Source organism: Citrobacter sp. Marseille-Q6884 (genome assembly GCF_945906775.1).
Taxonomy (GTDB): domain Bacteria; phylum Pseudomonadota; class Gammaproteobacteria; order Enterobacterales; family Enterobacteriaceae; genus Citrobacter.
In genome coordinates, this window is record NZ_CAMDRE010000001.1 from 569,572 (window position 1) to 596,075 (window position 26,504).

General features: G+C 51.8%; 29 protein-coding genes. 21 read left to right on the forward strand and 8 right to left on the reverse strand.

What is annotated here, in order from left to right; translation table 11 throughout:
• Positions 1 to 187 precede the first annotated feature (187 nt).
• The 6 genes from N7268_RS02620 to N7268_RS02645 all read left to right on the forward strand — a co-directional run bounded on the left by N7268_RS02620 (position 188) and on the right by N7268_RS02645 (position 6,643).
• Entirely contained in the window at positions 188 to 1,447 is a 1,260-nt protein-coding gene (locus N7268_RS02620) for an ABC transporter substrate-binding protein (protein WP_260861713.1), read from the forward strand.
• 68 nt (positions 1,448 to 1,515) lie between these two features.
• Positions 1,516 to 2,460 (forward strand): carbohydrate ABC transporter permease, encoded by a 945-nt coding sequence (locus tag N7268_RS02625; RefSeq protein ID WP_260861714.1) that lies wholly within the window; start codon positions 1,516 to 1,518, stop codon positions 2,458 to 2,460.
• Between the two features lie 9 nt (positions 2,461 to 2,469).
• Positions 2,470 to 3,294: a carbohydrate ABC transporter permease gene (locus N7268_RS02630; RefSeq protein ID WP_260861715.1), complete on the forward strand. Its 825-nt coding sequence runs from the start codon at positions 2,470 to 2,472 to the stop codon at positions 3,292 to 3,294.
• Positions 3,295 to 3,305: 11 nt separating this feature from the next.
• Positions 3,306 to 4,412, forward strand: coding sequence for an ABC transporter ATP-binding protein (locus tag N7268_RS02635; protein ID WP_260861716.1), 1,107 nt, complete (start codon positions 3,306 to 3,308; stop codon positions 4,410 to 4,412).
• Between the two features lie 36 nt (positions 4,413 to 4,448).
• Positions 4,449 to 5,705 carry a Gfo/Idh/MocA family protein gene (locus N7268_RS02640; RefSeq protein ID WP_198905629.1) on the forward strand — a complete coding sequence of 419 codons (1,257 nt, stop codon included), beginning with the start codon at positions 4,449 to 4,451 and terminating at the stop codon, positions 5,703 to 5,705.
• A 17-nt stretch (positions 5,706 to 5,722) separates the two neighbouring features.
• Positions 5,723 to 6,643: an ROK family protein gene (locus tag N7268_RS02645; protein WP_198905627.1), complete on the forward strand. Its 921-nt coding sequence runs from the start codon at positions 5,723 to 5,725 to the stop codon at positions 6,641 to 6,643.
• 37 nt (positions 6,644 to 6,680) lie between these two features.
• Here the strand turns inward: N7268_RS02645 and agaR are convergent, their stop codons facing one another.
• Both agaR and N7268_RS02655 read right to left on the reverse strand, forming a co-directional pair.
• A complete protein-coding gene (agaR, locus tag N7268_RS02650; RefSeq protein ID WP_198905625.1) occupies positions 6,681 to 7,451 on the reverse strand; it encodes a transcriptional repressor AgaR in 771 nt (256 codons plus the stop codon).
• 325 nt (positions 7,452 to 7,776) lie between these two features.
• Positions 7,777 to 8,580, reverse strand: coding sequence for a DeoR family transcriptional regulator (locus N7268_RS02655; RefSeq protein WP_260861718.1), 804 nt, complete (start codon positions 8,578 to 8,580; stop codon positions 7,777 to 7,779).
• 220 nt (positions 8,581 to 8,800) lie between these two features.
• Between N7268_RS02655 and kbaZ the strand changes: the two genes are divergently transcribed.
• From kbaZ to kbaY, 8 genes are all read left to right on the forward strand, one after another.
• Positions 8,801 to 10,126, forward strand: coding sequence for a tagatose-bisphosphate aldolase subunit KbaZ (gene kbaZ / locus N7268_RS02660; RefSeq protein ID WP_313958367.1), 1,326 nt, complete (start codon positions 8,801 to 8,803; stop codon positions 10,124 to 10,126).
• Between the two features lie 19 nt (positions 10,127 to 10,145).
• On the forward strand, positions 10,146 to 10,619 hold the full coding sequence (gene agaV, locus N7268_RS02665) for a PTS N-acetylgalactosamine transporter subunit IIB (protein WP_198905621.1): 474 nt from the start codon (positions 10,146 to 10,148) through the stop codon (positions 10,617 to 10,619).
• 10 nt (positions 10,620 to 10,629) lie between these two features.
• Positions 10,630 to 11,409 (forward strand): PTS N-acetylgalactosamine transporter subunit IIC, encoded by a 780-nt coding sequence (agaW, locus tag N7268_RS02670; protein WP_198905620.1) that lies wholly within the window; start codon positions 10,630 to 10,632, stop codon positions 11,407 to 11,409.
• Complete coding sequence (gene agaE, locus N7268_RS02675) at positions 11,399 to 12,277, forward strand: PTS N-acetylgalactosamine transporter subunit IID (protein WP_198905619.1); 879 nt, start codon at positions 11,399 to 11,401, stop codon at positions 12,275 to 12,277. Before agaW ends, agaE begins: the two co-directional genes overlap by 11 nt.
• Positions 12,278 to 12,293: 16 nt before the next feature.
• Complete coding sequence (agaF, locus tag N7268_RS02680; RefSeq protein ID WP_260861719.1) at positions 12,294 to 12,728, forward strand: PTS galactosamine/N-acetylgalactosamine transporter subunit IIA; 435 nt, start codon at positions 12,294 to 12,296, stop codon at positions 12,726 to 12,728.
• Entirely contained in the window at positions 12,725 to 13,858 is a 1,134-nt protein-coding gene (nagA, locus tag N7268_RS02685) for an N-acetylglucosamine-6-phosphate deacetylase (protein WP_260861720.1), read from the forward strand. The genes agaF and nagA overlap by 4 nt, the downstream gene beginning before the upstream one ends.
• A 302-nt stretch (positions 13,859 to 14,160) precedes the next feature.
• Complete coding sequence (locus N7268_RS02690) at positions 14,161 to 15,315, forward strand: AgaS family sugar isomerase (RefSeq protein ID WP_260861721.1); 1,155 nt, start codon at positions 14,161 to 14,163, stop codon at positions 15,313 to 15,315.
• A 12-nt stretch (positions 15,316 to 15,327) separates the two neighbouring features.
• The gene (gene kbaY / locus N7268_RS02695) at positions 15,328 to 16,203 is read left to right on the forward strand and encodes a tagatose-bisphosphate aldolase subunit KbaY (protein WP_260861722.1); all 876 of its coding nucleotides are present in this window, start codon (positions 15,328 to 15,330) and stop codon (positions 16,201 to 16,203) included.
• A gap of 120 nt (positions 16,204 to 16,323) precedes the next feature.
• Here kbaY and N7268_RS02700 read toward each other — a convergent pair whose 3' ends face one another.
• The gene (locus N7268_RS02700; RefSeq protein WP_260861723.1) at positions 16,324 to 17,325 is read right to left on the reverse strand and encodes a Fic family protein; all 1,002 of its coding nucleotides are present in this window, start codon (positions 17,323 to 17,325) and stop codon (positions 16,324 to 16,326) included.
• Between the two features lie 2 nt (positions 17,326 to 17,327).
• The gene (rsmI, locus tag N7268_RS02705) at positions 17,328 to 18,191 is read right to left on the reverse strand and encodes a 16S rRNA (cytidine(1402)-2'-O)-methyltransferase (RefSeq protein ID WP_198905604.1); all 864 of its coding nucleotides are present in this window, start codon (positions 18,189 to 18,191) and stop codon (positions 17,328 to 17,330) included.
• Positions 18,192 to 18,254: 63 nt separating this feature from the next.
• On the opposite strand from rsmI, the gene N7268_RS02710 reads away from it, so the two are divergent.
• Genes N7268_RS02710 through dolP form a run of 4 tightly spaced genes read left to right on the forward strand, consistent with a single transcriptional unit; the run spans position 18,255 to position 21,872 of the window.
• Positions 18,255 to 20,309 (forward strand): penicillin-binding protein activator, encoded by a 2,055-nt coding sequence (locus tag N7268_RS02710; RefSeq protein ID WP_260861724.1) that lies wholly within the window; start codon positions 18,255 to 18,257, stop codon positions 20,307 to 20,309.
• Positions 20,267 to 20,662, forward strand: coding sequence for a YraN family protein (locus tag N7268_RS02715; RefSeq protein WP_260861725.1), 396 nt, complete (start codon positions 20,267 to 20,269; stop codon positions 20,660 to 20,662). The genes N7268_RS02710 and N7268_RS02715 overlap by 43 nt, the downstream gene beginning before the upstream one ends.
• Before the next feature lie 34 nt (positions 20,663 to 20,696).
• Complete coding sequence (diaA, locus tag N7268_RS02720) at positions 20,697 to 21,287, forward strand: DnaA initiator-associating protein DiaA (protein WP_048213380.1); 591 nt, start codon at positions 20,697 to 20,699, stop codon at positions 21,285 to 21,287.
• A 9-nt stretch (positions 21,288 to 21,296) separates the two neighbouring features.
• A complete protein-coding gene (dolP, locus tag N7268_RS02725; protein WP_198905598.1) occupies positions 21,297 to 21,872 on the forward strand; it encodes a division/outer membrane stress-associated lipid-binding lipoprotein in 576 nt (191 codons plus the stop codon).
• A gap of 48 nt (positions 21,873 to 21,920) precedes the next feature.
• Here dolP and N7268_RS02730 read toward each other — a convergent pair whose 3' ends face one another.
• Positions 21,921 to 22,568, reverse strand: coding sequence for an NAD(P)H-binding protein (locus N7268_RS02730; protein ID WP_260861726.1), 648 nt, complete (start codon positions 22,566 to 22,568; stop codon positions 21,921 to 21,923).
• A 38-nt stretch (positions 22,569 to 22,606) separates the two neighbouring features.
• Entirely contained in the window at positions 22,607 to 23,035 is a 429-nt protein-coding gene (locus N7268_RS02735) for a YhbP family protein (protein ID WP_260861727.1), read from the reverse strand.
• A gap of 52 nt (positions 23,036 to 23,087) precedes the next feature.
• Between N7268_RS02735 and N7268_RS02740 the strand changes: the two genes are divergently transcribed.
• The gene (locus tag N7268_RS02740; RefSeq protein WP_198906353.1) at positions 23,088 to 23,387 is read left to right on the forward strand and encodes a GIY-YIG nuclease family protein; all 300 of its coding nucleotides are present in this window, start codon (positions 23,088 to 23,090) and stop codon (positions 23,385 to 23,387) included.
• Here the strand turns inward: N7268_RS02740 and N7268_RS02745 are convergent.
• Entirely contained in the window at positions 23,374 to 23,877 is a 504-nt protein-coding gene (locus N7268_RS02745) for a GNAT family N-acetyltransferase (protein WP_198905592.1), read from the reverse strand. The two genes, N7268_RS02740 and N7268_RS02745, sit on opposite strands and share 14 nt — an antisense overlap.
• The gene (locus N7268_RS02750; RefSeq protein WP_198905590.1) at positions 23,871 to 24,395 is read right to left on the reverse strand and encodes an SCP2 domain-containing protein; all 525 of its coding nucleotides are present in this window, start codon (positions 24,393 to 24,395) and stop codon (positions 23,871 to 23,873) included. Before N7268_RS02750 ends, N7268_RS02745 begins: the two co-directional genes overlap by 7 nt.
• A 218-nt stretch (positions 24,396 to 24,613) precedes the next feature.
• Here N7268_RS02750 and N7268_RS02755 point away from each other — a divergent pair, with 218 nt between their 5' ends.
• Both N7268_RS02755 and N7268_RS02760 read left to right on the forward strand, forming a co-directional pair.
• Positions 24,614 to 25,609: a peptidase U32 family protein gene (locus N7268_RS02755; RefSeq protein ID WP_198905589.1), complete on the forward strand. Its 996-nt coding sequence runs from the start codon at positions 24,614 to 24,616 to the stop codon at positions 25,607 to 25,609.
• An 8-nt stretch (positions 25,610 to 25,617) separates the two neighbouring features.
• Entirely contained in the window at positions 25,618 to 26,496 is an 879-nt protein-coding gene (locus N7268_RS02760) for a U32 family peptidase (protein WP_260861728.1), read from the forward strand.
• Positions 26,497 to 26,504: the final 8 nt, after the last annotated feature.

A 26,504-nucleotide genomic window follows, 5' to 3' on the forward strand; every position in this document is an offset into this window, starting at 1 on the left:
TAATAGCAGCATAAAATTAAGTTATATTTTCGTTTTGATAAAAGAGAAACCTACCGAAAGACGCCGCAGTTTTATTGCGATAATCCCCTCTTTTTTCCTCCTTTGACTTTCCCTTTTGTTACACAGATTATTCGATAGCTCCTGTAATTTACCTCCAAGCATTCTGACCTGAATAAAGAGGGAAGTTATGTATACCCTGAATAAAAATAATGTCGCATTGGCGTGCCTTATTTCATGCTTACTGGCTACACCTGTCGTCGCGAGCGCCGAAGGGCAGGCTGAATCTAAGCCTGTTAAATTACGCTACACGCTGTGGGATCGAAATCAGCTTCCTGGCGAACAACAACTGGTTAATGAGTTTGAAAAAAATAACCCGGGCGTTAAAGTTGAAATTGAATTAACCCCGTACGATCAGTATTTCATAAAATTAAGTTCTGCCGTGGGTGGTAATGTTGCTCCAGATGTATTCTGGATGAATATGCCTAATTTCCAGCAGTATGTTAAAAATGGCATGCTGGAGCCGCTGAGCGGTTATCTGAAAGATAAGTCATCACCCAATCTGGATGATTTTGTAAAAAGCTCAGTAGACGCCTATCAATACCAGGATAAACAATACGCTATCCCCCGGGATATTGACGCGATTGCCGTCTGGTATAACAAAAAACTGTTCGATCAGGCGGGTGTCGCTTATCCAGATAAAAACTGGTCGTGGGATGATTTAAAACAGAAAACTGAGCAGTTACGTAAAGGACTGGATCAGCAATCTTATCCACTGGCGATGGAATTCAGCAGCGGCCAGGACAGTTACTTTAACCTGCTATTACAGGCTGGCGATAAAATCGTCCTGCCGGATGGCAAAACGGATGTCGCCAATGATAAAGCAATTGCCGTATACCGCGACGTTCAGGGCATGTTGAAAGACGGGTTGATCCAGCCGCCGGGAGAAACAGAGGCGTCTGATGTCTTCCAGTCCAATCGCGTCGCTATGGTCTACGCAGGCTCATGGTGGGCGCTACCATTCTCGCAAAACGAACTGATTAAAGGCCATATTGGCGTGGTTCCTATGCCAAAAATGGCAGAACAAGCGGGTGTCTCGCACAGTCTGGCATTCGCCATGTCGGCGAAGAGCGAGCATAAAGACGCGGCCTGGAAATTTATTGAATTTATGAGTTCTGAGCATGCGCAGCAAACACTGGCGCGGGGAAAAGTGGTTATTCCTGCCAACCAGAAAGTGGCGAAAGAGTGGGCTGAAGGTTTCAAAGATATCGATGTTTCTGCCTATATCGACTCACTGGCTTTTTCGCATAAATACCCTACTGCCGGTTCCAACACCGCTAAATGGAATAGCATCCTGAATGACGGATTGAAAAAAGTCTGGACGGGAAGCGATCCGGAAAAAGTGATGCCTGGCGTGGCAAAACGTGTTGAACGTGAAATGCAGAAATAATCCTGAGGGAGCGTTGCTCCCTCTCACCTTCGCCTGCGCGATTGTAAAGTAAGTCTCCCGGAGTCTGTATGAGCTATTCAGATGAAGCTGCATCCCCACCGCTGCCGGCCAAGGAAATACGCAAAAAAAACCTGACAAAGCTGGAAAAAGAAGAACGCTTTTGGGGCTGGATAATGATTCTGCCGCTATTAGCGGGATTAATTGTTTTCTACTTTACGCCGTTTTTCCAGAACGTTTTTTATAGTTTCACCGATCTGGGTGAGTTTCAAATCTGGACGACAATCAGCTTAGATAACTATATTAATTTATTTAGCGATGATGAGTTTCGTGCAGCAATATATAACACGCTGGCCTACGTTTTTATTTGCGTACCCATTATCACCGTTCTGTCATTACTGCTTGCCATTGGCCTGAATCAGGCCATTCGCGGTCAGTGGCTGTTTCGCACCCTGCTGTTTCTGCCGGCTGTCACCATGCCAGCGGCCATTGCCATGGTCTGGCAATGGTTGATGAACCGTAACTTCGGCTTAATTAATCAGATTCTGGCCTTTTTCGATATTCCCGCGATTGGCTGGCTTTCAGACCCGGATATCGTGCGTCTGAGCGCCTCTCTGGTCATCATCTGGTCGGCGATTGCGCTGAAGATGATCATCTTGCTCGCAGGACTGCAAGGCATTCCCAAACAGATCTATGAAGCGATGTCGATCGATGGCATCAGCAAACTCCGCGGGTTCTGGTCCATTACCTTACCGTTGATGATCCCGACGCTGTTTTTCGTTCTGGTGATCTCATTTATCGAAACGCTACAAATTTTCGACGTGGTGTACCTGCTGTTTGGCAGTTCGTCCATGGTGGACGATCAAACGATGACCATCGCCTATCTCTTCTACAAATATGCCTTTATCTACCATGAAAAAGGGTATGCCTCAGCCATTGCCGTGGTGATTTTTGTTATCACGATGGTACTGACGCTGCTGCAGGTATGGATTGGTAAACGACTTAAAGCACAGTAAGGCACCGCTATGTTTATGACAAAACGTGAAAAATGGCTTATTTACGGCCTGATGACCCTGGCAACGCTGGTCACGGTGGTTCCTTTTATCTGGATGATCGTGACCTCGTTTAAAACGCAGGCCGAAAGTATCGCTTTCCCCCCGATCCTGCTGCCCGCCAACCCCGGTTTTCAGGCTTACGGTAAAATCCTGCATGAAATGCCGTTTGGCAGTTTTTACTTTAACTCGATCGTCTCCACGCTGGTCATCGTCATTTTACAGACGCTGATTGCCGCCATGGCGGCGTATGGCTTCTCGCGCCTGCGCTTTAAAGGACGTGATGTCATTTTTATGCTGTGCATTTCAATTCTGATGGTGCCCGGACAGATCTTTTTGATTCCACAATTTTTAACCATTGAGAAAATAGGCTTACTGAACTCTATTCCTGGCCTGGTGCTGCCTGGTTTATTCAGTATTTATAGCGCTTTTTTATTACGCCAGTTTTTCCTTTCCGTTCCAAAGGAACTGGAAGAGGCCGCGATCATGGATGGCTACAACCATATGACTATTTTCTTCAAAATTATGCTGCCGTTAATTAAACCGGGACTGATTGCCTGCGTCATTATTAACGGATTGTGGAGCTGGAATAATCTCATGTGGCCGCTCATCGTCAATACCTCCATGGATAAAATGACGCTGCCGGTAGGGTTGGCCTCGCTATCTGGACGTTCTGGTGTGGAATATCCCATGTTAATGGCGGGTGCGTTACTGGCGATTATCCCCATGTTGTTACTTTATATCTTCTTCCAGCGCTATTTTATTCGCGGCATCGCTGGTGCCGGAATTAAAGGATAAGGGGCATTGTTATGTCAGGCATACAATTACAGGCAGTAAGCAAAGTCTATCCCAATGGTTTTAAGGCTATTCATGGCGTTGATCTTGAAATTCATGATGGCGAATTTATGGTTTTTGTTGGGCCATCTGGCTGCGCGAAATCCACGCTTTTACGCATGATTGCCGGTCTGGAAGAGATTACCCATGGGCATATCGCTATCGGTGAACGCTGCGTAAACGATCTGCTGCCGAAAGAACGTGGTGTTGCAATGGTCTTCCAGAACTATGCCCTCTATCCGCATATGACGATTTATAAAAATATGGCGTTTAGCTTGCTGGGCAAAATGAGCAAGGAAGAAATTGATGCTCGCGTACGCGAAGCGGCGCATAAGCTGGAAATCGAAACATTGCTCGACAAGAAACCCGGCCAGCTGTCTGGAGGACAGTGCCAGCGTGTTGCCGTCGGCAGGGCCATTGTACGTAAGCCTGAAGTCTTTCTGTTTGATGAACCCCTCTCCAACCTCGATGCCAAACTCCGTGTCTCGATGCGCGTAAGGCTGACGGAGCTACATCGCCAGTTGCGTAATGAAGGTGTGAACGCAACCATGGTGTACGTTACCCACGATCAGATTGAAGCCATGACCATGGGAGACCGAATTTGCGTTCTCAACGGGGGTCGCATTATGCAGGTAGATACCCCCGGTAATATCTATCACCATCCCAAAAATAAATTTGTGGCAGGATTTATTGGCAATCCCGCCATGAATATTCTTCTCCTGGATGTCGAACCCGGCGCCCGTGGACTTCGTCTGGCGGATAATCTGACCTTACCCCTGAATCCGCGACTCTGCGGTCTGCTGGAACAGTATCCACACGACAGCGTGTGGTTTGGCATCCGTTCAGAGGCCATTCTGTTAGCACCACAAAATGATGCAACCGCGTTCGACGCGCATATTACCAACGTAGAAAGAATGGGAAATGAAGATCTCCTTCATTTCGATATTGGCGAGCAACATATGATCCTGCGCGTTAATTCGTCGCCAGGCTGGAATCCGCTTCCCGGAGAATCCATCAAAGTAAAATTCAATCTTGAAGCCGCCTTTTTATTTGATAAACAACATGAAGAAAATCTGGCCTGACCGTTATTCAGGCCGGGTGAAAAATGAGAGGTTTATATGTGTGCGAATAAAGTGACCGTTTTAGTGGTAGGGGCTGGTGCGCGCGGCGAAATATATTCTCGCTATGCCCTGGAACATCCTGACAGAATGCAGGTAGTGGGTGTTGCCGAACCCAGAGAGGCTTATCGCCAGCAATTTGTTGCGCAGCATAAGATTGATCAAAATAACGTATTTTGCGACTGGAAAGAGGCCGCAGCGCAGCCAAAAATGGCCGACGTGGTACTGATTTGTACGCAAGATAATATGCATAAAGATCCTGCCGTTGCCTTTGCCGGACTCGGCTATCATATTTTGCTGGAAAAGCCGCTCGCACCGACGCCAGAGGATTGCCGTATCATCATCGACGCGGTCAAACGCAACAACGTATTACTGGCCGTCGCCCACGTCCTGCGTTACACCCGCTATACGCAAAAACTGAAATCACTGCTCGATGACGGCGTGATTGGCGATATTGTCAGCATGCAGCATCTTGAACCCGTAGGTTACTGGCATCAGGCACACTCCTTCGTACGCGGTAACTGGCGTAACGAAGCAGAATCGTCATTTATGCTGTTACAAAAATCCTGTCATGACCTGGACTGGATCCGCTACATCATGAGCGACAACTGCCGTGACGTTGGGTCGTTTGGCAGCCTGAGCCATTTCGTGAAAGAGAATCAACCTGAAGGCGCCGCAGACCGCTGCCTGGATTGCCAGGTTGAAGCGACGTGCCCCTGGTCAGCCCGCAAAATTTATCTGGGTGAAAACCATAAATGTACCCCGCATTTCCGACGTGTTCTCACCGCTGAGCCCAGCGAAGAGAATGTCCGCCAGGCACTGCGTGACGGACCTTACGGTCGCTGTGTTTATCGTTGTGATAACGACGTGGTGGATCATCAGGTCGTTAATTTACGCTTTGCCCACCAGCAGACGGTTACGTTCACCATGACCGCGTTCACCAAAATGGAAGACCGAAAAACTCGCCTGTTTGGTACAAGAGGTTATCTGGAAGGTGACGGCGAGAAAATTCGCGTGTTTGATTTCCTGACTGACACAGAAACGCTACATGAGGTTGAGGAGATAGCTGAAGGGACACAAACGCAGATGGGCGGTCATGGCGGTGGTGACTACTACCTGATGGATCGCTTTATCCACGCGGTGATGGCGGAAGATCAGGACATGATCCTCTCTGGTCCGGATGAGTCACTGGAAAGCCATTTAATGGTCTTTGCTGCTGAGCGCGCTCGCAAGGAAAACTGTTTAGTTAAGCTGTAAAGCCGAGGAGATGAGGCATGTTTTACGGTGTTGATATTGGCGGAACAAAAACTGAAATTGTCGCCTTTGATAAGGAAATGCAGGTTTGCTGGCGCAAGCGCGTTGCCACGCCGGTTAAGGATTATGAACTCTTTCTTTCGACCTTTGCCTCTCTTATTGATACCGCCGACTGGGCAACGGGAACGCAGGGTAAAATCGGCATCGGCATGCCGGGATTAATGGACAGGCATACCGGAAAACTCCTGTCCTCTAACGTGCCCTGCCTGACCGGGCGCCAGGTCATGAACGATCTGGCTCATCGGCTCAACCGTTCAGTTGAGCTGGACAACGACTGCTGTTGCTTCGCGCTATCGGAGGCCCATACCCAGCAGGCGCGTCAGTTCTCCCGAATATTTGGCGCCATTATTGGTACCGGTATGGGCGGTGGCTTAGTCATTGACGGTCAGTTGTATCGGGGTCGCAACCGGATGGCCAGCGAGTTCGGCCATTTACCGCTGCCCGCAACGTTTATGCGTCGCTACCACCTGCCGGAACTGAAGTGTGGCTGTGGCTTACAAGGCTGTGTGGAGCGCTATCAATCCGGCCCGGGCCTGCTCTGGCTGCATAAACACTTTAGCGGTGAGCAGCTGAAAATGGAGACATTGCTGGAGAACTACCGTCAGGGAAACGCCAGCGCAGTGACAACCGTGGAGGCGTGGATCGATATGCTGGGCTGCACACTGGCACAACTACAACTGATTCTGGATGTCGATGCGTTTATTTTGGGGGGCGGTATGTCCAACATCCAGGAGCTTTATACGTTACTGCCGCCGGCCATGTCACGCTACCTTTTCCCTGGCTTAGCACCTGCCCGCGTGTTCCCGGCCATCCATGGCGCATCAAGCGGTGTACGTGGAGCCGCGTTACTGCTGGTTGAACAGGGAGAACCGGCCCACTAGAGGAGAGCTGGCAAGCCTGGCTTGCCAGCCACCTGGCTTATTCATCCGCAATCACGACGTCAATGCCAAGCTGGGTTAAGGTTCGATGATAATTCTCCGGTATACCGCTGTCGGTAATCACCCGATCAATCCCGCTGATTTCACTGATCATACAGAAGCTTTTGCGCCCAAATTTACTGGAGTCAGCCACCACGGTGACCTCCTGCGCCACCTGACACATCACTTGATTGAGGTGTGCTTCCCCGGGATGGGGAGTGGTAATCCCCGCTTCCAGACAGAACCCATCGACACCTAAAAAGAGCTTATCAAACCGATACTGTCTGAGCTGATGCTCTGCCGAAGGGCCATACAGTGAATACACGCTTTGTCTGACATTCCCGCCCAGAATCATGACGTCCACGCGTTCAAAGTTGGCAAGCTCCCAGGCGATATTAAGCGCATTGGTCATCACCACCAGATCACGGCGATTTTTTAGCATTGGGGGAATGAGCGCGGTAGTGGAGCCAGAATCGAGGATTAACGTGTCGCCATCTTTCACAAAACTGGCCGCTTTCTCCGCAATTTGTGATTTAACGTCGCGGTTGAGCCGGTCTTTATCCTGTAAGGGTCGGTCAAGGGCAAAGTGCTGGTTTAACACCGCCCCGCCGTAGGAGCGCATGACACATCCCTTCTTTTCCAGATAGCGCAAGTCGTTGCGGATCGTGACAGATGAAACACCAAAATGGAGGCTGAGTGGTTCCACACGCACACTGCCCTGATCGCATAGCAGATCGATAATTTGCTCGCGACGTCTTAAGTTATCCAGCATTTCTATTGCTCCATCAAATATTCATATTGTTATGTTTTAGCGCTTTAGCACTTTCGTTTTCTTTTGAATATATTACATCAGAAGCAAAAAGGTGAATTTGTGAGCACTGCTCCAGCGTTGATTTTAGAAAAAAAAGCGCATTCTTTTTCGGTTTAGACAAATCGAAAAGGAGAAAAGCGAAAGAATGAAAACGGGCAGAACATTAAGTGGGGTAGAAAAAGGCGGGATCTTTGCGGTAAAACGAAAGCGAGCCGCAGAAAAAGCTCGCTTATTTTTTCTTTCTGTTTAATTGAAACCGATCACAATTTTGAGTTTTCGCGGGGCGTTACTCAACAATGATCACTTCAACACCGCAGCGGCGTAATTCCTGCAAACTCTCTGCCGGAATACCTTCGTCAACAATAATGGTGTGAATACGTTGTGTATCAATGATTTTATGCAGACTGGAGCGATTAAATTTACTGGAATCCGTCACCACGATAATACGCTCGGCCACTTCACACATCCGGCGATTCAATCTGGCTTCGTCTTCATTATGCGTACTCACACCCCGTTCTAAATCGATGGCATCAACGCCAAGGAACAGCATATCGAAGTGGTAGTTCTGTAACGATTGCTCCGCCTGGTCGCCATAAAATGACTGCGACTGCCGACGCAAATGCCCACCGGTCATCAGCAGTTCTACACCATCAGCTTCCAGTAACGCATTGGCGACATTCATGCCGTTGGTCATCGCAATCACATCGGTATGCTGGCGCATCAGACGGGCAATTTCATACGTCGTGGTACCGGAATCCAGAATCACGCGGTGACCCGGTTTGATCAGTTCAGCGGCTGCACGGGCAACACTGCGTTTCATGGCGGTATTGAGTGAGCTTTTGTCCTCAACAGAGGGTTCCACACCCGGCGTATTACTGTCGCAAATCAGCGCACCACCATAAGCGCGGACAGCAATGCCCTGCTTTTCCAGAAAAGCCAGATCGTTGCGGATCGTCACCGTGGATACGCCGAAGAAAACAGAAAGATCGTTCACCTGCACGCTTCCTTGCTGTCGCAACCGCTGGATGATCTGCTCACGCCGCTCGCTGGTACCTGTCACGCGCTTACTTGCAGCATCGGTATTGCTCATAAGAGATCCCTTAATTAATACTTTCGTTTCATTTCGTTTTGTCTATTAACGCCTTTCTTTTCACGGAATGCAAGCGCAATAAGCCGCTCTGAGGCACACAGATCTACCGCTGAAACCTTTCATTATGTTTCTTTTGTGAAACAGATCGGAAAACCAGTATCTTTCGTTTTATTTTTATAACACCATGATGCAGTATCAAATGAAACAAAACGAAAGATTGATGTCGCCATCATCTGACCTGGAGAGGAAAGTGAAACATCTAACTGACATGGTGGAACAGCACAAACGCGGAGAAGCTAACGGGATTTATGCCGTTTGTTCCGCGCACCCACTGGTACTGGAATCCGCAATACGCTTCGCCCATGCGAACCATACACCACTACTCATTGAAGCAACCTCCAACCAGGTTGACCAGTTTGGCGGCTACACCGGTATGACGCCAGCCGATTTTCGCAATTTTGTCTACAGCCTGGCCGACTCGTTTGATTTTCCACGGGATAGATTAATTCTGGGCGGAGACCATCTGGGGCCAAACCGCTGGCAAAATCTCCCCGCCGAACAGGCAATGGCCAATGCTGACGATCTGATCAAAAGCTATGTCGCCGCCGGTTTTAAAAAGATCCACCTGGATTGCAGCATGTCCTGCGCCAACGACCCGGTTCCCCTGACGGATAAAATCGTCGCTGAACGTGCCGCCCGACTGGCGAAGATCGCCGAAGAAACCTGCACAGCCCATTTTGGCGAATCTGATCTGGTCTACGTGATTGGTACGGAAGTCCCGGTACCTGGTGGGGCTCACGAAACGTTAACCGAGCTGGAAGTCACCACGCCTGATGCTGCACGCGCCACGCTGGAAGCTCACCACCATGCGTTTGAAAAACAGGGTCTGGACGCCATCTGGCCGCGTATTATCGCACTGGTTGTTCAACCCGGCGTCGAATTCGATCACACGCATATCATCGATTATCAGCCGCAGAAAGCTGTCGCCTTAAGCAAGATGGTGGAAGCCTACGACACGCTGGTATTTGAAGCACATTCAACGGATTACCAAACACCGCAGTCCCTACGTCAGCTAGTGAAAGACCATTTCGCTATCCTGAAAGTCGGTCCCGCGTTGACCTTTGCCCTGCGCGAAGCCCTGTTCTCACTGGCCGCCATTGAGGAAGAACTGCTGCCTGCAAAAGCGAGTTCCGGCCTGCGCCATGTTCTGGAAAGCGTCATGCTTGACCGCCCCGAATACTGGCAAAGCCATTACCACGGAGATAGCCACGCGCGTCGTCTGGCTCGCGGCTACAGCTACTCCGATCGGGTACGTTATTACTGGCCGGACAGTCAGATTGATGACGCCTTCGAACGCCTGGTGCGTAACCTGGCTGACGAACCTATTCCGCTGCCGCTGATCAGCCAGTATTTACCGTTGCAGTACGTAAAAGTACGCGAGGGCAGTCTCAGAGCAACACCACGAGAACTCATCATTAACCATATTCAGGACATACTGCAGCAATATCACTGCGCCTGCCTGGGTGCATCATTTCATAACGCATAACAAGAAAGAGAAAAATTCTATGCCAAACATTGTATTAAGTCGCATTGATGAACGCCTGATTCATGGTCAAGTTGGTGTGCAGTGGGTTGGATTTGCGGGGGCAAATCTGGTTCTGGTCGCAAATGATGAGGTCGCTGAAGATCCGGTTCAGCAAAACCTTATGGAAATGGTGCTGGCTGAAGGGATCGCCGTCCGTTTCTGGTCACTGCAAAAAGTGATCGACAACATTCATCGTGCCGCCGATCGACAAAAAATTCTGCTGGTTTGCAAATCACCCGCGGATTTTTTACGGCTGGTCGAAGGTGGCGTACCTGTGAACCGCATCAACGTAGGCAACATGCACTACGCCAACGGTAAGCAGCAAATCGCCAAAACAGTTTCTGTAGACGCTAACGATATTACGGCGTTTAACGGGCTGAAAGCTGCCGGGGTGGAATGCTTCGTACAGGGCGTTCCAACAGAACCAGCCCAGGACCTCTTTAAACTTCTCTGAGGAATTCACAATGGAAATTAGTCTGTTGCAGGCTGTTGCGTTGGGTATTCTCGCCTTTATCGCAGGCCTGGATATGTTCAACGGGTTGACGCACATGCACCGCCCGGTTGTGCTTGGACCGCTGGTTGGTCTGATTCTGGGCGATCTGCATACCGGTATTTTAACCGGCGGTACACTGGAACTGGTCTGGATGGGTCTCGCCCCACTGGCTGGCGCCCAGCCACCAAACGTGATCATCGGCACCATCGTTGGGACCACCTTCGCCATTACCACCGGTGTGAAACCTGAAGTGGCCGTCGGTGTGGCGGTACCGTTCGCCGTAGCCGTTCAGATGGGTATTACCTTCCTCTTCTCGGTTATGTCAGGGGTTATGGCTCGCTGCGACCGTATGGCAGCCAATGCCGATACAGCAGGGATTGAGCGGGTAAACTATCTGGCATTACTGGCGCTCGGAACGTTCTACTTTTTATGCGCATTCCTGCCGATTTACTTTGGCGCGGAACATGCCAAAACCGCCATTGATGTCCTGCCAACCCGCCTGATTGACGGCCTGGGTGTTGCGGGCGGCATCATGCCAGCTATCGGTTTTGCCGTGCTGCTGAAAATCATGATGAAAAACGTCTACATCCCTTATTTCATCCTGGGTTTTGTTGCCGCGGCCTGGCTCAAGCTCCCGGTACTGGCTATCGCCGCTGCCGCTCTGGCAATGGCGCTGATCGATTTTCTGCGTAAATCACCTGAACCTACGGCTCCTACAGCACAAAAAGAGGAATTCGAAGATGGCATCTAATCAAACGGCTCTGCCGAACGTTTCCGATACAGAAACAACGCTGCTGTCAGGCACCAATGAAGACGTCTATGAAGACCAGAAAATCGGCGCTGAGTTGACGAAAAAAGATATCAACCGCGTGGCCTGGCGTTCAATGTTATTACAGGCGTCCTTTAACTATGAACGTATGCAGGCATCAGGATGGTTGTACGGCCTGTTGCCCGCACTGAAAAAGATCCACACCAACAAACGCGATCTGGCGCGTTCGATGAAAGGCCATATGGGTTTCTTCAATACCCACCCCTTTCTGGTGACGTTTGTTATCGGGATCATCCTGGCGATGGAGCGTTCCAAGCAGGACGTGAACAGTATTCAAAGCACCAAAATTGCTGTGGGTGCGCCGCTTGGCGGCATCGGTGATGCGATGTTCTGGCTAACGTTACTGCCCATTTGTGGCGGGATTGGCGCCAGCCTTGCGCTTCAGGGCTCCATTCTGGGTGCCATCGTCTTTATTGTATTTTTCAACATTGTGCACCTCGGTCTGCGCTTTGGCCTGGCGCACTACGCTTACCGTATGGGCGTGGCCGCAATCCCACTGATTAAAGCCAATACCAAGAAGGTCGGACACGCGGCATCTATCGTAGGTATGACGGTAATTGGGGCGCTGGTAGCCACATACGTTCGCCTTAGCACAACGCTGGAAATTACCGCTGGCGATGCGGTTGTGAAGCTGCAAACGGATGTTATTGACAAGCTGATGCCTGCTTTCCTGCCACTGGTCTACACATTGACCATGTACTGGCTGGTTCGCCGTGGCTGGAGTCCCCTGCGTCTTATCGCCATTACCGTGGTACTCGGCGTGGTAGGTAAGTTCTGTCATTTCCTTTAAATACAAGGGGCTGTAGATGTTAGGTATTATTTTGACGGGTCATGGCGGGTTTGCCAGCGGAATGGAAAAGGCGATGAAGCAGATTCTGGGCGAACAGTCTCAGTTTATCGCCATCGACTTTCCAGAAACCTCAACCACTGCCTTACTGACCTCGCAGCTTGAGCAGGCGGTGAGTGAGCTGGATGCCGAGGAAGGAATTATCTTTCTGACCGACCTGCTGGGTGGAACGCCCTTTCGCGTCGCCTCCACGCTGGCAATGCAAAGGCAAGGGACGGAAGTGATCACAGGGACCAATTTGCAACTGCTGCTGGAGATGGTGCTGGAACGAGAAGGTCTGAGCGGCGAAGCGTTTCGTTTACAAGCGCTCGAGTGCGGACACCGGGGGTTAACCAGCCTGGTCGATGAGCTGGGACGCTGCCGCGAGGAAAAGCCCGTTGAGGAAGGGATATGACACAGCTGCTGCGCGCCAGACGTCTGCTGACTGAACAGGGTTGGCTGGACGACCACCAATTGCGTATTGAAGACGGCATCATCACAGCAATAGAGCCTGTGCCAACAGGCGTGATGAGCCGCGATGTTGAACTGCTTTGCCCGGCGTATATCGATACCCACGTGCACGGTGGCGCAGGCGTCGATGTAATGGATGAAGCACCCGATACGCTTGATAAGCTGGCGATGCATAAAGCGCGTGAGGGGGTAGCCAGTTGGCTACCCACTACCGTCACCGCCCCATTGAAGGATATTCACAGGGCGCTGCAACGCATTGCCCGCCGCTGCCATTCTGGTGGGCCAGGTGCGCAGGTGCTGGGAAGCTATCTCGAAGGCCCGTACTTTACGCCGCAGAACAAAGGCGCGCATCCCCCCGAACTCTTCAGGGAGCTGGCTCTGAGCGAACTGGATGCGTTGATTGCGATTTCCGAACAGACGTTGCGTGTCGTCGCACTGGCACCGGAAAAAACCGGCGCACTGCAGGCCATTCACCATCTGAAGCAACAGAATGTGCGGGTCATGCTGGGTCATAGCGCCGCAACCTGGGAACAGACCCGTGCGGCCTTTGATGCTGGCGCTGACGGGTTAGTGCACTGCTATAACGGCATGACCGGTTTGCATCACCGTGAACCCGGTATGGTCGGCGCAGGTTTAACCGACCCACGCGCATGGCTGGAACTGATTGCCGACGGACACCACGTTCATCCGGCGGCCATGAAGTTGTGCTGCTGCTGTGCGCAAGATCGGGTCGTGCTCATCACCGACGCGATGCAGGCTGCGGGCATGCCCGACGGGCGCTATACGCTTTGTGGCGATGAGGTAGAAATGTCCGGCGGGATCGTGAGAACGGCTTCCGGCGGTCTGGCAGGCAGTACGCTCTCGGTTGATGCGGCCGTTCGCAATATGGTCGAACTCACCGGGATAGCCCCTGAAACAGCGATCCATATGGCTTCGTTACACCCTGCGCGCTTGTTAGGGATCGAAAAGCGTCAGGGATCGTTAGAGACGGGCAAACGCGCCGATATTATTGCGCTCGACAGTGGGCTGCATATGCAACAGATCTGGATTCAGGGTCAGGCTCTCCCCCTTTAGACCTTTCATTTTGCCTCATATTGGCCTTTGCTCACCGAGTGCAATGCCTTTCTTTTCCTTTCGTTAAGAAAAATCAGAACTCAACGTTAATTAAAACTTATCTTTATATATCAATAGATTAATTGAATGAGCTGCTTTCTTGATCACAAATTTCGTTTTATTGCATTTTACGCCATTGAACTTTCGATTTCTTTCATATAGATTTTAAACAAACGATCATGTGTACAAGTGAAACGAAACGAAAGATAGCAACATGTTTACCAGCGTCTGATGTGGAATTCACAAGACTAAGGACTTAAGTTATGCCAGAAACCTACACTCCTGTTGCTGCGGTAACGGGCACCTGGACAGAAGAAGAGATCCGCCAGCAACCTGCCAGTTGGATCCGTTCTCTCGTTAATATCGACAACATTCGATCCGCCATTGATAGCTTCCTCACACCATTACTGCGCAAAAACGACCTGCGGATCGTTCTGACCGGAGCGGGTACTTCGGCCTTTATCGGCGACATCATCGCTCCCTGGCTCGCCAGCCACACCGGAAAAAACATCAGCGCCGTTCCCACCACGGATTTGGTGACCAATCCGATGGATTACCTGAACCCAGCACATCCGCTGCTGCTGGTGTCTTTCGCGCGCTCGGGCAACAGCCCCGAGAGTGTCGCCGCAGTAGAGCTGGCTAATCAGTTTGTCCCTGAGTGCTATCACCTTTCGATCACCTGCAACGAAGCGGGCAGCCTGTATCAAAATGCAATCGAAAGCGACAACGCCTTTGCGCTGTTAATGCCTGCCGAAACCCATGACCGTGGTTTCGCCATGACCAGCAGTATTACCACCATGATGGCCAGCTGCCTGGCCGTCTTCGCCCCGGAGAAAATCAACAGTAAAACCTTCCGCGACGTGGCGGATCGTTGCCAAAAGATCCTGACCTCGCTTGGCGATTTTAGCGATGGCGTATTTGGTCATGAACCCTGGAAACGGATCGTCTATCTCGGCAGCGGCGGGCTGCAGGGCGCCGCGCGTGAATCTGCACTGAAGGTTCTGGAGCTGACCGCAGGAAAACTGGCCGCGTTCTATGACTCGCCAACCGGTTTTCGCCATGGCCCCAAATCGCTGGTCGATAACGAAACGCTCGTGGTGGTCTTTGTCTCCAGCCATCCCTATACGCGTCAGTATGATCTCGATCTGTTAGCTGAGTTACGCCGCGATCAACAGGCGCTGCGCGTTATCGCCATTGCCGAGAAAACCGATGCCACCATTGAAGCCGGCCCACATATCCTGCTGCCATCTTCACGCACGTTCATCGATATGGAATTAGCGTTCTGCTTCCTGATGTACGCCCAGGTGTTTGCACTTACGCAATCCATCAACATCGGCAATACGCCAGATACGCCTTCCGCCAGCGGTACAGTCAACCGTGTCGTACAGGGTGTTGTCATTCATCCCTGGAATGCCTAAGAGGATCGTTTTATGAGCATTATTTCCACCAAATATCTCCTGCAGGATGCACAGGCTAAAGGTTATGCCGTACCTGCGTTCAACATCCATAACGCCGAAACGATCCAGGCGATCCTCGAAGTGTGCAATGAAATGCGTTCGCCGGTGATCCTCGCCGGGACTCCGGGCACCTTTAAACATATCGCGCTGGAAGAGATTTACGCGCTGTGCAGCGCCTACTCCACAACCTACGACATGCCGCTGGCGCTGCATCTTGATCATCATGAATCACTGGATGATATCCGTCGCAAAGTGAATGCCGGGGTACGTAGCGCGATGATCGATGGCAGCCACTTCCCGTTTGAAGAAAACGTAAAGCTGGTGAAATCCGTTGTGGACTTTTGCCACGCCAAAGATTGCAGCGTTGAAGCAGAATTAGGCCGTTTGGGCGGCGTTGAAGATGATATGAGCGTTGATGCAGAAAGCGCATTCCTGACCGACCCGCAGGAAGCAAAACGTTTTGTTGAGCTGACCGGCGTAGACAGCCTTGCTGTCGCTATCGGTACCGCGCACGGCCTCTACACCAAAACGCCAAAAATCGATTTCCAGCGCCTGGCCGAGATTCGTGAAGTTGTTGATATTCCGCTGGTGCTGCACGGCGCAAGCGATGTACCTGACGAATATGTCCGCCGCACAATCGAACTCGGCGTGTGCAAAGTTAACGTCGCCACCGAACTGAAAATTGCCTTCGCTGATGCGGTCAAAGCATGGTTTGCTGAAAACCCACAGGGTAACGATCCTCGCTACTACATGCGTGTCGGTATGGATGCAATGAAAGAAGTGGTACGGAGCAAAATCAACGTCTGTGGCTCGGCGAATAAATTGATGCCAGCCCGCGAATTATCGTAGAACGCATCGAGAGTTGAATGCGAATTATGGAGCGTTATCTGGTTTATACCGGGTGACGCTCTTTTTTACGACATCCTTCTGGCACTGAAGGAGAACGGATTTAGAACGACGGATGGGCTGTTAGCATACCCGCCATGACCCCCCTTTCTTCGCCCCAATGCGTTGTAGCTTTCCTTTTTGCTGTAATGCTTTCAGATATCTTTCCACTGTTCGTGCTGAAATTTCGCATTCACCTGCAAGGCTTTTGGCCGTTCGCGTCGGCTGATCCGATAAGATCTGCAGGATACGTTTCTCTATGGCCGTTAACTCAGACGATATTTCTTCCGACATTTGTTCCGACATTTCTTCCGACAGCGCGGAGGTGTTTTCTAATCCCTCTTTCAATGCAGTGATCATGTTGTCCAACATAAATTCTATAAACGCCGTACAGCCACTTTGCCGATCGCATTGCCCCAGAATCTGATAATACCGCTCTTGCTGGTAGTGGATCAGTGTCTCCACCGGTAGCCACGCCAGTTCTGCACGCCACTCGCTAAGAATTAATGTCTGCCATAACCGCCCCATTCGGCCGTTTCCATCCGCAAATGGATGGATGAATTCAAACTCGTAATGGAAAACAGCCCCCGCAATCAGGGGATGGATTTCCGTGACGCTTAACCAATGCAGCAATTCATCCATCAAACGGGGAAGTTGCGAAGCGGGGGGAGCCATATGAATGAGTTGTTTTTCTCTGTATACGCCAACATTTCCTGAGCGCAATCGACCAGGATTATCGACCAGGCCCATCATCAAGATGTGGTGGGCATTCAAAAGGTCAGATAACTGATGACTTTTCCACTCCGACATCTTTTCATAGGCCAATATCGCATTTCTGACTTCCTGTATATCTTTAGCCGGAGCCAGAATGCGCTTCCCTTCCATCAGTGCCGTAACCTGGTCCGCGCTCAGCGAATTATGCTCAATCGCTAAAGAAGCCTGAATAGTGCGAATGCGATTCTCTTTGCGCAAAAGAGGAGATGCCCGCCCAGCCATAACCGCCCAATGCCCCATAAGCTCACCAATCTCAATCACCTGATTGAGTATCAGTGGCGTGACGGCGAAGGGAGGCTGGTATTCACCCACGCTTATTCTCCCTGCTGTTCCAGCGCGTGCTTATACAGCGCGTTCTTTTTCACACCATGGATTTCAGCAGCCAGCGCGGCGGCCTTTTTCAGCGGCAACTCGGCCTGCAGCAGCGCCAGCGTCCGTAACGCATCGGCCGGGAGATCGTCTTCCTGCGCTTTGTGTCCTTCGACAATCAGCACCATTTCGCCTTTGCGGCGGTTTTCATCTTCTTTTACCCAGGCCAGCAGTTCGCCAACCGGCGCCCCGTGAATGGTTTCCCAGGTTTTGGTTAATTCGCGCGCCAGTACCACATAGCGCGACTCCCCCCAGACGGTAACCATGTCTTCCAGGCTATCGAGGAGGCGGTGAGTCGATTCATAAAAAATCAGAGTCCGCGGTTCCGCCTCAATGGCTTTTAACGTATCGCGGCGGCCTTTGGATTTGGCAGGCAGAAAACCTTCATAGCAAAAACGATCTGACGGCAGACCCGCAGCGCTCAATGCGGCAATCGCAGCGCACGGACCCGGCAGAGGAACGACGCGAATACCCGCTTCACGACAGGTGCGCACCAGGTGATAACCCGGATCGTTAATCAGCGGCGTACCGGCGTCGGAAACCAAGGCAATGTTTTGCCCTTCTTTCAGTTTTGCGACTAACGTTTCGGCTTTTTGCTGCTCGTTATGATCATGTAGCGCGAACAAACGCGCGTTAATCGCGAAGTGTTGTAACAATAATCCTGTATGACGAGTGTCTTCAGCGGCAATCAAATCAACGGCTTGTAAAACTTCGAGCGCTCGTTGGGTAATATCAGCCAAATTCCCGATAGGAGTAGGTACAATAAAGAGTTGGCCTTGAGAATTATCCGCCGATTCGTGTTGTTTCATTGTGTCGTCCGTATTGCCGATTTAATATTGAGCATTGCGTAAAAAAATATCACTGGATACAGAATGGTACCCTCAACATTTTCTCGTTTGAAAGCCGCGCGCGCACTGCCTGTTATCCTGGCAGCATTGTTGTTCGCCGGTTGTGGCACCCAGGCGCCCGATCAGAGTGCAGCCCATATGCAGGGCACTGCGCAAGCTGATTCCGGCTTTTATCTGCAACAGATGCAGCAAAGTTCAGATGATAGCAAGACCAACTGGCAATTACTCGCCATTCGTGCACTGCTGAAAGAAGGTAAAAGCCAGCAGGCGGTCGAATTGTTCAACCAGTTGCCGCAGAATCTGAACGATAATCAACGCCGGGAGCAGTCTCTGCTGGCGGTGGAAATCAAGCTGGCACAAAAAGATGTGGCTGGCGCACAGGCATTGCTGGATAAACTCACCCCTGCCGATTTCGATCAGAACCAGCAAGCGCGATACTGGCAAGCGCAAATTGACGCCAGCCAGGGTCGCCCTTCCCTCTCACTGCTGCGTGCGTTAATCGCTCAGGAGCCGCTGCTTGCCGCTAAAGATAAGCAGAAAAATAGTGATGCGACCTGGCAGGCGCTCTCATCCATGACGCCAGAACAAGCTCAGGCGTTGGTCATCAATGCCGATGAGAATGTGCTGCAAGGCTGGCTGGATCTGCAACGCGTATGGTTTGATAACCGTAACGACCCGGACATGATGAAAGCGGGTATTGCCGACTGGCAAAAACGCTATCCGCAAAACCCGGGAGCCAAACTGCTGCCAACGCAGCTGGTTAACGTCCAGAGCTTTAAACCAGCATCCACCAGCAAAATTGCGCTGCTGCTGCCTCTGAATGGTCAGGCTGCTGTGTTTGGCCGTACGATTCAGCAAGGTTTTGAAGCGGCGAAAAATATGGGCACGCAACCGGTAGCCGCCCCCGCAGTAACACCGGCAGTGGCGCCAACGAGCGGCACCGAAACAAATGCTCAGCCACAGACGGCTGATGGCGTTGCCAGTCCTTCTCAGGCTTCAGTGAGCGATCTGACCAGCGATGCGCCAGCGCAGACAGAAACCGCGGTTGCTGCGCCACAATCAACTTCAGCGCAACCGACCACGGCAAGCGCGCCGGCGAATCCTTCCGCTGAGCTGAAAATCTACGACACCTCCTCGCAGCCGCTGAACCAGATTCTGGCGCAGGTGCAACAGGATGGCGCCAGCATTGTTGTCGGCCCGTTGCTGAAGAACAATGTTGAAGAGCTGATGAAAAGCAACACCCCGCTGAACGTGCTGGCGCTTAACCAGCCTGAGGCGGTGAAGAATCTGCCAAATGTATGCTACTTCGCCCTGTCACCGGAAGATGAAGCGCGCGATGCCGCACGTCATATTCGTGCGCAGGGTAAGCAAGCTCCGCTGCTGCTGGTTCCACGTAGCGGCCTTGGCGATCGTGTATCAAACGCCTTTGCTCAGGAATGGCAGACGCTTGGCGGCGGTGTGGTGTTACAGCAGAAGTTTGGCTCTACTGCAGAGCTGAAAATGGGCGTCAACGGTGGTTCCGGGATTTCCCTGACAGGCAGCCCAATTGCCTCCTCACTTCCGTCACAGCCTGGTGTAACAATTGGTGGTCTGACGATCCCAGCAGCACCAACGGATGCGCAAATCACTGGCGGAAGCGGTCGTGTTGATGCCGTGTACATTCTGGCGACCCCGGAAGAAATTGCGTTTATTAAACCGATGATCGCCATGCGTAACGGCAGCCAGAGCGGTGCCACGCTGTATGCCAGCTCGCGTAGCGCACAAGGCACGGCGGGTCCTGACTTCCGACTGGAGATGGAAGGCTTACAGTACAGCGAAATTCCTATGCTGGCTGGCGGCAATGCGTCACTCATGCAGCAGGCGTTAAGCGCGGTGCGTAACGACTATTCGCTGGCGCGTATGTACGCCATGGGCGTTGATGCCTGGTCACTGGCGAACCACTTCTCGCAAATGCGTCAGGTGCAGGGATTCGAAATTAGCGGTAACACGGGTGCATTAACTGCAACGCAGGATTGTGTGATAAACAGGAAGTTATCATGGCTCAAATACCAGCAAGGAGAAGTCGTTCCTGCCAGCTAACAAGTAAACAGACCGGTGACGCGTGGGAAGCTGCTGCGCGTGACTGGCTGGAGGGCAAAGGACTGCATTTTATCGCCGCCAACGTACGTGAACGGGGCGGCGAAATCGACCTGATAATGCGTGAAGGCCGCACCACCATCTTTGTTGAAGTCCGCTACCGGCGTTCAACCCAGTTTGGCGGCGCAGCGGCAAGTGTGACTCGCAGCAAACAACACAAATTATTACAGACCGCCCGCTTGTGGCTCGCGCGCCACAATGGGAGTTTTGATACTGTGGATTGCCGTTTCGATGTGTTAGCCTTCACCGGAAATGATGTTGAGTGGTTTAAGAATGCGTTTAATGACCACTCATAATTGAAGATACAGAGCCTGGTACTTAAGGATTAGCGTGTTAGACAGAATTAAAGTCTGCTTTACAGAAAGCATTCAAACTCAAATAGCTGCAGCTGAAGCGCTCCCGGATGCGATTTCCCGTGCGGCCATGACGCTGGTTCAATCCCTGCTCAATGGCAACAAAATTCTCTGTTGTGGTAATGGGACGTCCGCTGCCAACGCACAGCATTTTGCTGCCAGCATGATCAACCGTTTTGAAACAGAACGCCCAAGTTTACCTGCGATTGCACTAAATACTGATAATGTGGTCTTAACTGCGATTGCCAACGACCGCCTGCACGACGAAGTTTATGCCAAACAAGTCCGTGCGCTGGGACATGCAGGCGATGTTCTGTTGGCCATTTCTACGCGTGGTAATAGCCGCGATATCGTAAAGGCCGTTGAGGCAGCCGTTACGCGTGACATGACTATCGTCGCGCTGACCGGTTATGACGGGGGAGAACTGGCCGGGTTATTAGGGCCACAGGATGTTGAAATTCGCATCCCTTCCCACCACAGCGCCCGCATTCAAGAAATGCATATGCTGACGGTCAACTGCCTTTGCGATCTCATCGATAACACGCTTTTTCCTCACCAGGATGATTAAGGAGTACACATGAAGGCATTTTCACCGCTCGCAGTCATCATTTCTGCGTTGCTGTTGCAAGGCTGTGTAGCTGCCGCCGTTGTCGGAACTGCTGCTGTCGGCACGAAAGCCGCAACAGACCCTCGCAGTGTCGGCACCCAGGTAGATGATGGAACCCTGGAATTACGCGTCAATACGGCGTTGTCAAAAGATGCCCAGATTAAGAAAGAAGCGCGCATCAACGTCAGCGCTTATCAGGGTAAGGTGCTACTGGTTGGTCAGTCGCCTAATAGCGAACTGTCTGCACGAGCAAAACAAATTGCTATGGGTGTAGAAGGCACAACGGAAGTCTATAACGAGATCCGTCAGGGTCAGCCAATTGGTCTGGGTGAAGCCTCTAACGACACCTGGATCACCACCAAAGTGCGTTCTCAGTTGCTCACCAGCGATCAAGTGAAATCGTCTAACGTGAAAGTGACAACCGAAAATGGGGAAGTGTTCCTGCTGGGTCTGGTCACCGAGCGTGAAGCGAAGGCTGCTGCGGATATCGCCAGCCGGGTCAGCGGTGTGAAACGCGTCACCACAGCCTTTACGTTCATTAAGTAACGGACGAACGGTCCGGCAGCGATTGCTGACCGGGCCTGCATCCTTATTCTATTCTGCCAACCGTTTTGCCCTTTCGCGAAGTTGAGAAGATGTCAGAATTGCGACGCCTTCATGCTCCGGCGATATCGCTTCTGCCAGCATTGCCCGCGCGACATCCCGCCCCTCAATCGATTTCCAGTTTCCGGGCAGCAACCTGAACAACGGTGCAAAGAGCATTTCATTCGTTCGCTGTTTCTCCCGCTCCCCCAACAACATCGAAGGCCGAACAATCGTTAGCCGTGGCCAGTTCTGAGCAATCAGCGCCTCTTCCATCTCACCTTTTACCCGGTTATAGAAGAAGGGAGAGTGAGCATTAGCCCCCATCGAACTCACCACCAGCATATGCTGCGCCCCCAGGCGACGCCCCGTCAGTGCCGTATCGACCACCAGCGTATAATCGGCATGAATAAACGCCTCTTTACTGCCCGCTTCGCGTCGGGTGGTGCCCAGACAGCAAAAAACAATATCGACCGGATCGGTCACCTGCGCCAGGGCATCGGTCAGTTGTGGATCATGAGGGTTATAGATCCCCACCGTATCAGCCAGCGGCCGACGTGTCGGGGCAGTGATGGCGTGAACCCGGGGTTCATTCAGCAGCATACGCAATAAATGCCCGCCAACCAGCCCCGTCGCGCCTGTAATTAACACCTGACTCATCGTTTTTCCTTCCCCTGCGCCCGCTTTCACTCTTCTAACTATAGATCACGCTGCCAGTGCATTTTTTTACCAAAACCCATGGTGTTATCCGTGAACTTGATTTCATCGAGACGAATCGCCCACACCGGCGCATTCAGGGCTCTGGCAACCGGAAAGCGACGGTTATAGAGCTTACGCGCCCTGTCACTTTCTTCCCCCTCCAGACGCCGAATCTCTCCTTTAAACTGCACGCCACGAATTAACGCCACCGTTTTAGGCTGCCCGTTTACCGTACCGGCGATGGGCGCGCGTGGGCCAGACATCTGAGCATGACGGGTTTTCTCTTCGGTAAGCACGTAGAACGCGACATTTTGTGCATCAAACAGATAAAAAGCATTCGTGCACCACAGCTCTCCGTCCTGGTGTACACACCAGGTGACAACATGCTGTTTCGCCAGCCACTGGGATATCGCGGTAAGTGTTTCCATCTCTGTTCTCTCTTATACTGGGCACCTGAAACGTAACACGCTGAAGACAATGATGACATCCTGGTATCTGTATCTGATTCGCACAGCAGATAACGCGCTTTACACCGGAATTACCACCGATGTGGAACGTCGTTATAAACAGCATCAAACCGGAAAAGGCGCAAAAGCCTTGCGTGGGAAAGGAAAATTAACGCTGGCGTTTTCGGCGCAGGTAGGCGATCGGTCACTGGCCCTGCGCGTCGAATACCGGGTAAAGCAACTCACAAAACGTCAGAAAGAACGCCTTGTCGAAGGCGAAGGGCTTGAGGCGCTACTGGCTAGCCTGCAAACCCCGGCGCTTAAAAACGATTAAAGTGGTCGTGGTATTCCACCAACCCCGTCACACCATTTAGCGCATCATCTGCCAGACGATGGACCTGGAAAGCGCTTTCTGTGCCCGGCCAGCGACAATGCAAATCATGATGAGCCGCGAGCTCAAAACCAAAGCGGCTGTACAATGCCGGATCGCCCAACGTGACGACTGCCGCATAGCCAAACTCATTTAAAGAGTCCAGTCCTTCATAGACCAGTTGACGTGCCAGCCCCTGCCCACGGTAGTTTGCATCCACCGCCAACGGCGCCATACCGACCCACTGCAGATCTTCACCCTGAACATCGACAGGGCTGAAGGCGACATAACCGACTACCTGACCTTCATCGTCAGTAGCAACCAGACCGAGCGTCAACAAACCGTCTTCACGCAGGTCGTGTACTAACGTTGCTTCTGCATCGCTCTCGAATGAACGACGCAACAGCGCATCAATACCAGGGGCATCAATGGGAATTTCAACTCGAATCAGCATGGTTCACCTACCGAGGTCTGTTTGGTTTCTGGCGAATGTTTCATACCCGCCTCAACAAAATCCGCCAACTGCAGAAGCACGACGCGTAGTGCTTTCGGCATCTGCTCCAGCTCAATGGCATCCATCAGATTTTTCACATATAGCCCTAATTCAGTATCGCCTTCAATCACCAGACGACGCTGGAAGAAAAGCGTATCCGGGTCCTGCTTACGCGCCGCAATCATCAATAAATCACTGGCATCAGCGCTGAAACTCACATCAGCGTCTGCGTTCTGACTGACAATAAGCTTGCCGTTGTCAACAGAGGTGTACCATCTGAGGCCAATATCACGGACATGAATGCTTAACCAGCGACCTTCCAGAAACTCCAGCTCCCCATCAGCCAGCGCCTGGCTAAATTGCCAGCTCAGGACCTGTTCCAGAACCTGTCGCTTCAGCGCAAAGGGCGTCAGTTTAACCGGTACACTCATCAAAGAAGGACCAAAATGCACTAAGCGTGAACGCAGTTTATCCAACACGAGCTTTACTCCCTGTTTCAATTGTCCTGCTATTTTGCCATATCAAATAAACGACATAGCGGCATAAATCAACAATTACGTTCGATTTCCCTGGTCAATTATTGGTATCACCAATGCCACTTTAACTGCCTTAAATCAAAAATTGTCGCAGCAAGGTTAACTAAAATCCCTCTTCGTTAACATTTTTGCGCCCAGAGGCGCAACGTTCAGGATAAATTATGGAGCTGCTCTGCCCTGCCGGAAATCTCCCGGCGCTTAAGGCGGCCATCGAGAACGGCGCTGATGCTGTTTACATCGGGCTGAAAGATGACACCAACGCCCGTCATTTCGCCGGCCTTAATTTTACCGAGAAAAAATTGCAGGAAGCGGTCAGTTTTGTCCATCAACACCGCCGTAAACTGCACATTGCGATTAACACCTTTGCCCACCCGGATGGTTACGCACGTTGGCAACGTGCCGTTGATATGGCGGCGCAGTTGGGTGCGGATGCGCTCATTCTCGCTGACCTCGCTATGCTTGAGTATGCCGCAGAGCGCTACCCTCATATTGAGCGCCATGTCTCTGTTCAGGCATCTGCGACCAACGAAGAAGCCATTAATTTCTATCATCGCAATTTTGACGTCGCACGCGTTGTACTTCCGCGCGTACTTTCCATTCATCAGGTGAAACAACTCGCTCGCGTGACGCCGGTTCCGTTAGAAGTCTTTGCCTTTGGTAGCCTGTGCATTATGGCGGAAGGCCGCTGCTACCTCTCATCTTACCTGACGGGCGAATCGCCGAATACCGTAGGCGCCTGCTCCCCAGCCCGCTTTGTCCGCTGGCAGCAAACTCCGCAGGGGCTGGAATCTCGCCTGAACGAAGTGCTGATCGACCGTTATCAGGATGGCGAAAACGCCGGTTACCCAACGCTGTGCAAAGGCCGCTATCTGGTTGACGGTGAGCGCTATCACGCACTGGAAGAACCCACCAGCCTGAATACGCTGGAATTGCTGCCTGAACTGCTGGCTGCAAATATCGCTTCGGTGAAAATCGAAGGTCGTCAGCGTAGCCCGGCCTATGTAAGCCAGGTGGCGAAGGTGTGGCGTCAGGCGATCGATCGCTGCATCGCCGACCCCAAAAATTACGCACCGCAGGCTGCCTGGATGGAGACTCTCGGTTCCATGTCCGAAGGCACGCAAACGACGCTTGGCGCGTATCACCGTAAATGGCAGTGAGAGAAGCAATGAAATATTCCTTAGGGCCGGTGCTGTGGTACTGGCCGAAAGAAACGCTGGAAGATTTTTATCAGCAGGCCGCCACCAGCAATGCCGACATTATCTACCTCGGTGAAGCCGTGTGCAGCAAACGCCGCGCCACGAAAGTGGGTGATTGGATCGATATGGCAAAATCGCTCGCAGGCAGCGGTAAGCAAGTCGTGCTGTCTACGCTGGCGCTGGTTCAGGCTTCATCGGAACTGGGGGAGCTGAAGCGTTACGTGGAAAACGGCGACTTTCTGCTGGAAGCCAGTGACCTCGGCGTGGTCAACATGTGTGCAGAGCGTAAACTGCCGTTTGTGGCTGGCCATGCGCTTAACTGCTACAACGCGGTCACGCTGCGTCTGCTGCTTAAGCAAGGCATGGTGCGCTGGTGCATGCCCGTTGAGCTTTCCCGCGACTGGCTGGTGAATCTGCTCAACCAGTGCGACGAACTGGGTATTCGCAACCAGTTTGAAGTGGAAGTTCTCAGCTATGGGCATCTGCCGCTGGCGTACTCTGCCCGCTGCTTTACTGCACGCTCCGAAGACCGCCCCAAAGATGAATGCGAAACCTGCTGCATTAAGTACCCAAATGGGCGTGATGTCTTGTCTCAGGAGAATCAGCAGGTCTTTGTCCTGAACGGGATCCAGACCATGAGCGGCTATGTCTACAACCTCGGAAATGAACTGACTTCCATGCAAGGGGTCGTGGATATCGTGCGCCTGTCCCCATCAGGAACCGAGACATTCGCCATGCTTGATGCCTTCCGCGCCAACGAAAATGGCGGTTCGCCATTACCCCTTGCCGCGCACAGCGACTGCAACGGATACTGGAAACGTATTGCCGGACTGGCGTTACAGGCATAAGTAAATAG

Coding starts and splice junctions, on each gene's coding strand:
- N7268_RS02620 (WP_260861713.1), top strand. CDS start 188: ATGTATACCCTGAATAAAAATAATGTCGCATTGGCGTGCCTTATTTCA.
- N7268_RS02625 (WP_260861714.1), top strand. CDS start 1,516: ATGAGCTATTCAGATGAAGCTGCATCCCCACCGCTGCCGGCCAAGGAA.
- N7268_RS02630 (WP_260861715.1), top strand. CDS start 2,470: ATGTTTATGACAAAACGTGAAAAATGGCTTATTTACGGCCTGATGACC.
- N7268_RS02635 (WP_260861716.1), top strand. CDS start 3,306: ATGTCAGGCATACAATTACAGGCAGTAAGCAAAGTCTATCCCAATGGT.
- N7268_RS02640 (WP_198905629.1), top strand. CDS start 4,449: ATGTGTGCGAATAAAGTGACCGTTTTAGTGGTAGGGGCTGGTGCGCGC.
- N7268_RS02645 (WP_198905627.1), top strand. CDS start 5,723: ATGTTTTACGGTGTTGATATTGGCGGAACAAAAACTGAAATTGTCGCC.
- agaR (WP_198905625.1), bottom strand. CDS start 7,451: ATGCTGGATAACTTAAGACGTCGCGAGCAAATTATCGATCTGCTATGC.
- N7268_RS02655 (WP_260861718.1), bottom strand. CDS start 8,580: ATGAGCAATACCGATGCTGCAAGTAAGCGCGTGACAGGTACCAGCGAG.
- kbaZ (WP_313958367.1), top strand. CDS start 8,801: ATGTCGCCATCATCTGACCTGGAGAGGAAAGTGAAACATCTAACTGAC.
- agaV (WP_198905621.1), top strand. CDS start 10,146: ATGCCAAACATTGTATTAAGTCGCATTGATGAACGCCTGATTCATGGT.
- agaW (WP_198905620.1), top strand. CDS start 10,630: ATGGAAATTAGTCTGTTGCAGGCTGTTGCGTTGGGTATTCTCGCCTTT.
- agaE (WP_198905619.1), top strand. CDS start 11,399: ATGGCATCTAATCAAACGGCTCTGCCGAACGTTTCCGATACAGAAACA.
- agaF (WP_260861719.1), top strand. CDS start 12,294: ATGTTAGGTATTATTTTGACGGGTCATGGCGGGTTTGCCAGCGGAATG.
- nagA (WP_260861720.1), top strand. CDS start 12,725: ATGACACAGCTGCTGCGCGCCAGACGTCTGCTGACTGAACAGGGTTGG.
- N7268_RS02690 (WP_260861721.1), top strand. CDS start 14,161: ATGCCAGAAACCTACACTCCTGTTGCTGCGGTAACGGGCACCTGGACA.
- kbaY (WP_260861722.1), top strand. CDS start 15,328: ATGAGCATTATTTCCACCAAATATCTCCTGCAGGATGCACAGGCTAAA.
- rsmI (WP_198905604.1), bottom strand. CDS start 18,191: ATGAAACAACACGAATCGGCGGATAATTCTCAAGGCCAACTCTTTATT.
- N7268_RS02710 (WP_260861724.1), top strand. CDS start 18,255: ATGGTACCCTCAACATTTTCTCGTTTGAAAGCCGCGCGCGCACTGCCT.
- N7268_RS02715 (WP_260861725.1), top strand. CDS start 20,267: ATGGCTCAAATACCAGCAAGGAGAAGTCGTTCCTGCCAGCTAACAAGT.
- dolP (WP_198905598.1), top strand. CDS start 21,297: ATGAAGGCATTTTCACCGCTCGCAGTCATCATTTCTGCGTTGCTGTTG.
- N7268_RS02730 (WP_260861726.1), bottom strand. CDS start 22,568: ATGAGTCAGGTGTTAATTACAGGCGCGACGGGGCTGGTTGGCGGGCAT.
- N7268_RS02735 (WP_260861727.1), bottom strand. CDS start 23,035: ATGGAAACACTTACCGCGATATCCCAGTGGCTGGCGAAACAGCATGTT.
- N7268_RS02740 (WP_198906353.1), top strand. CDS start 23,088: ATGACATCCTGGTATCTGTATCTGATTCGCACAGCAGATAACGCGCTT.
- N7268_RS02745 (WP_198905592.1), bottom strand. CDS start 23,877: ATGCTGATTCGAGTTGAAATTCCCATTGATGCCCCTGGTATTGATGCG.
- N7268_RS02755 (WP_198905589.1), top strand. CDS start 24,614: ATGGAGCTGCTCTGCCCTGCCGGAAATCTCCCGGCGCTTAAGGCGGCC.
- N7268_RS02760 (WP_260861728.1), top strand. CDS start 25,618: ATGAAATATTCCTTAGGGCCGGTGCTGTGGTACTGGCCGAAAGAAACG.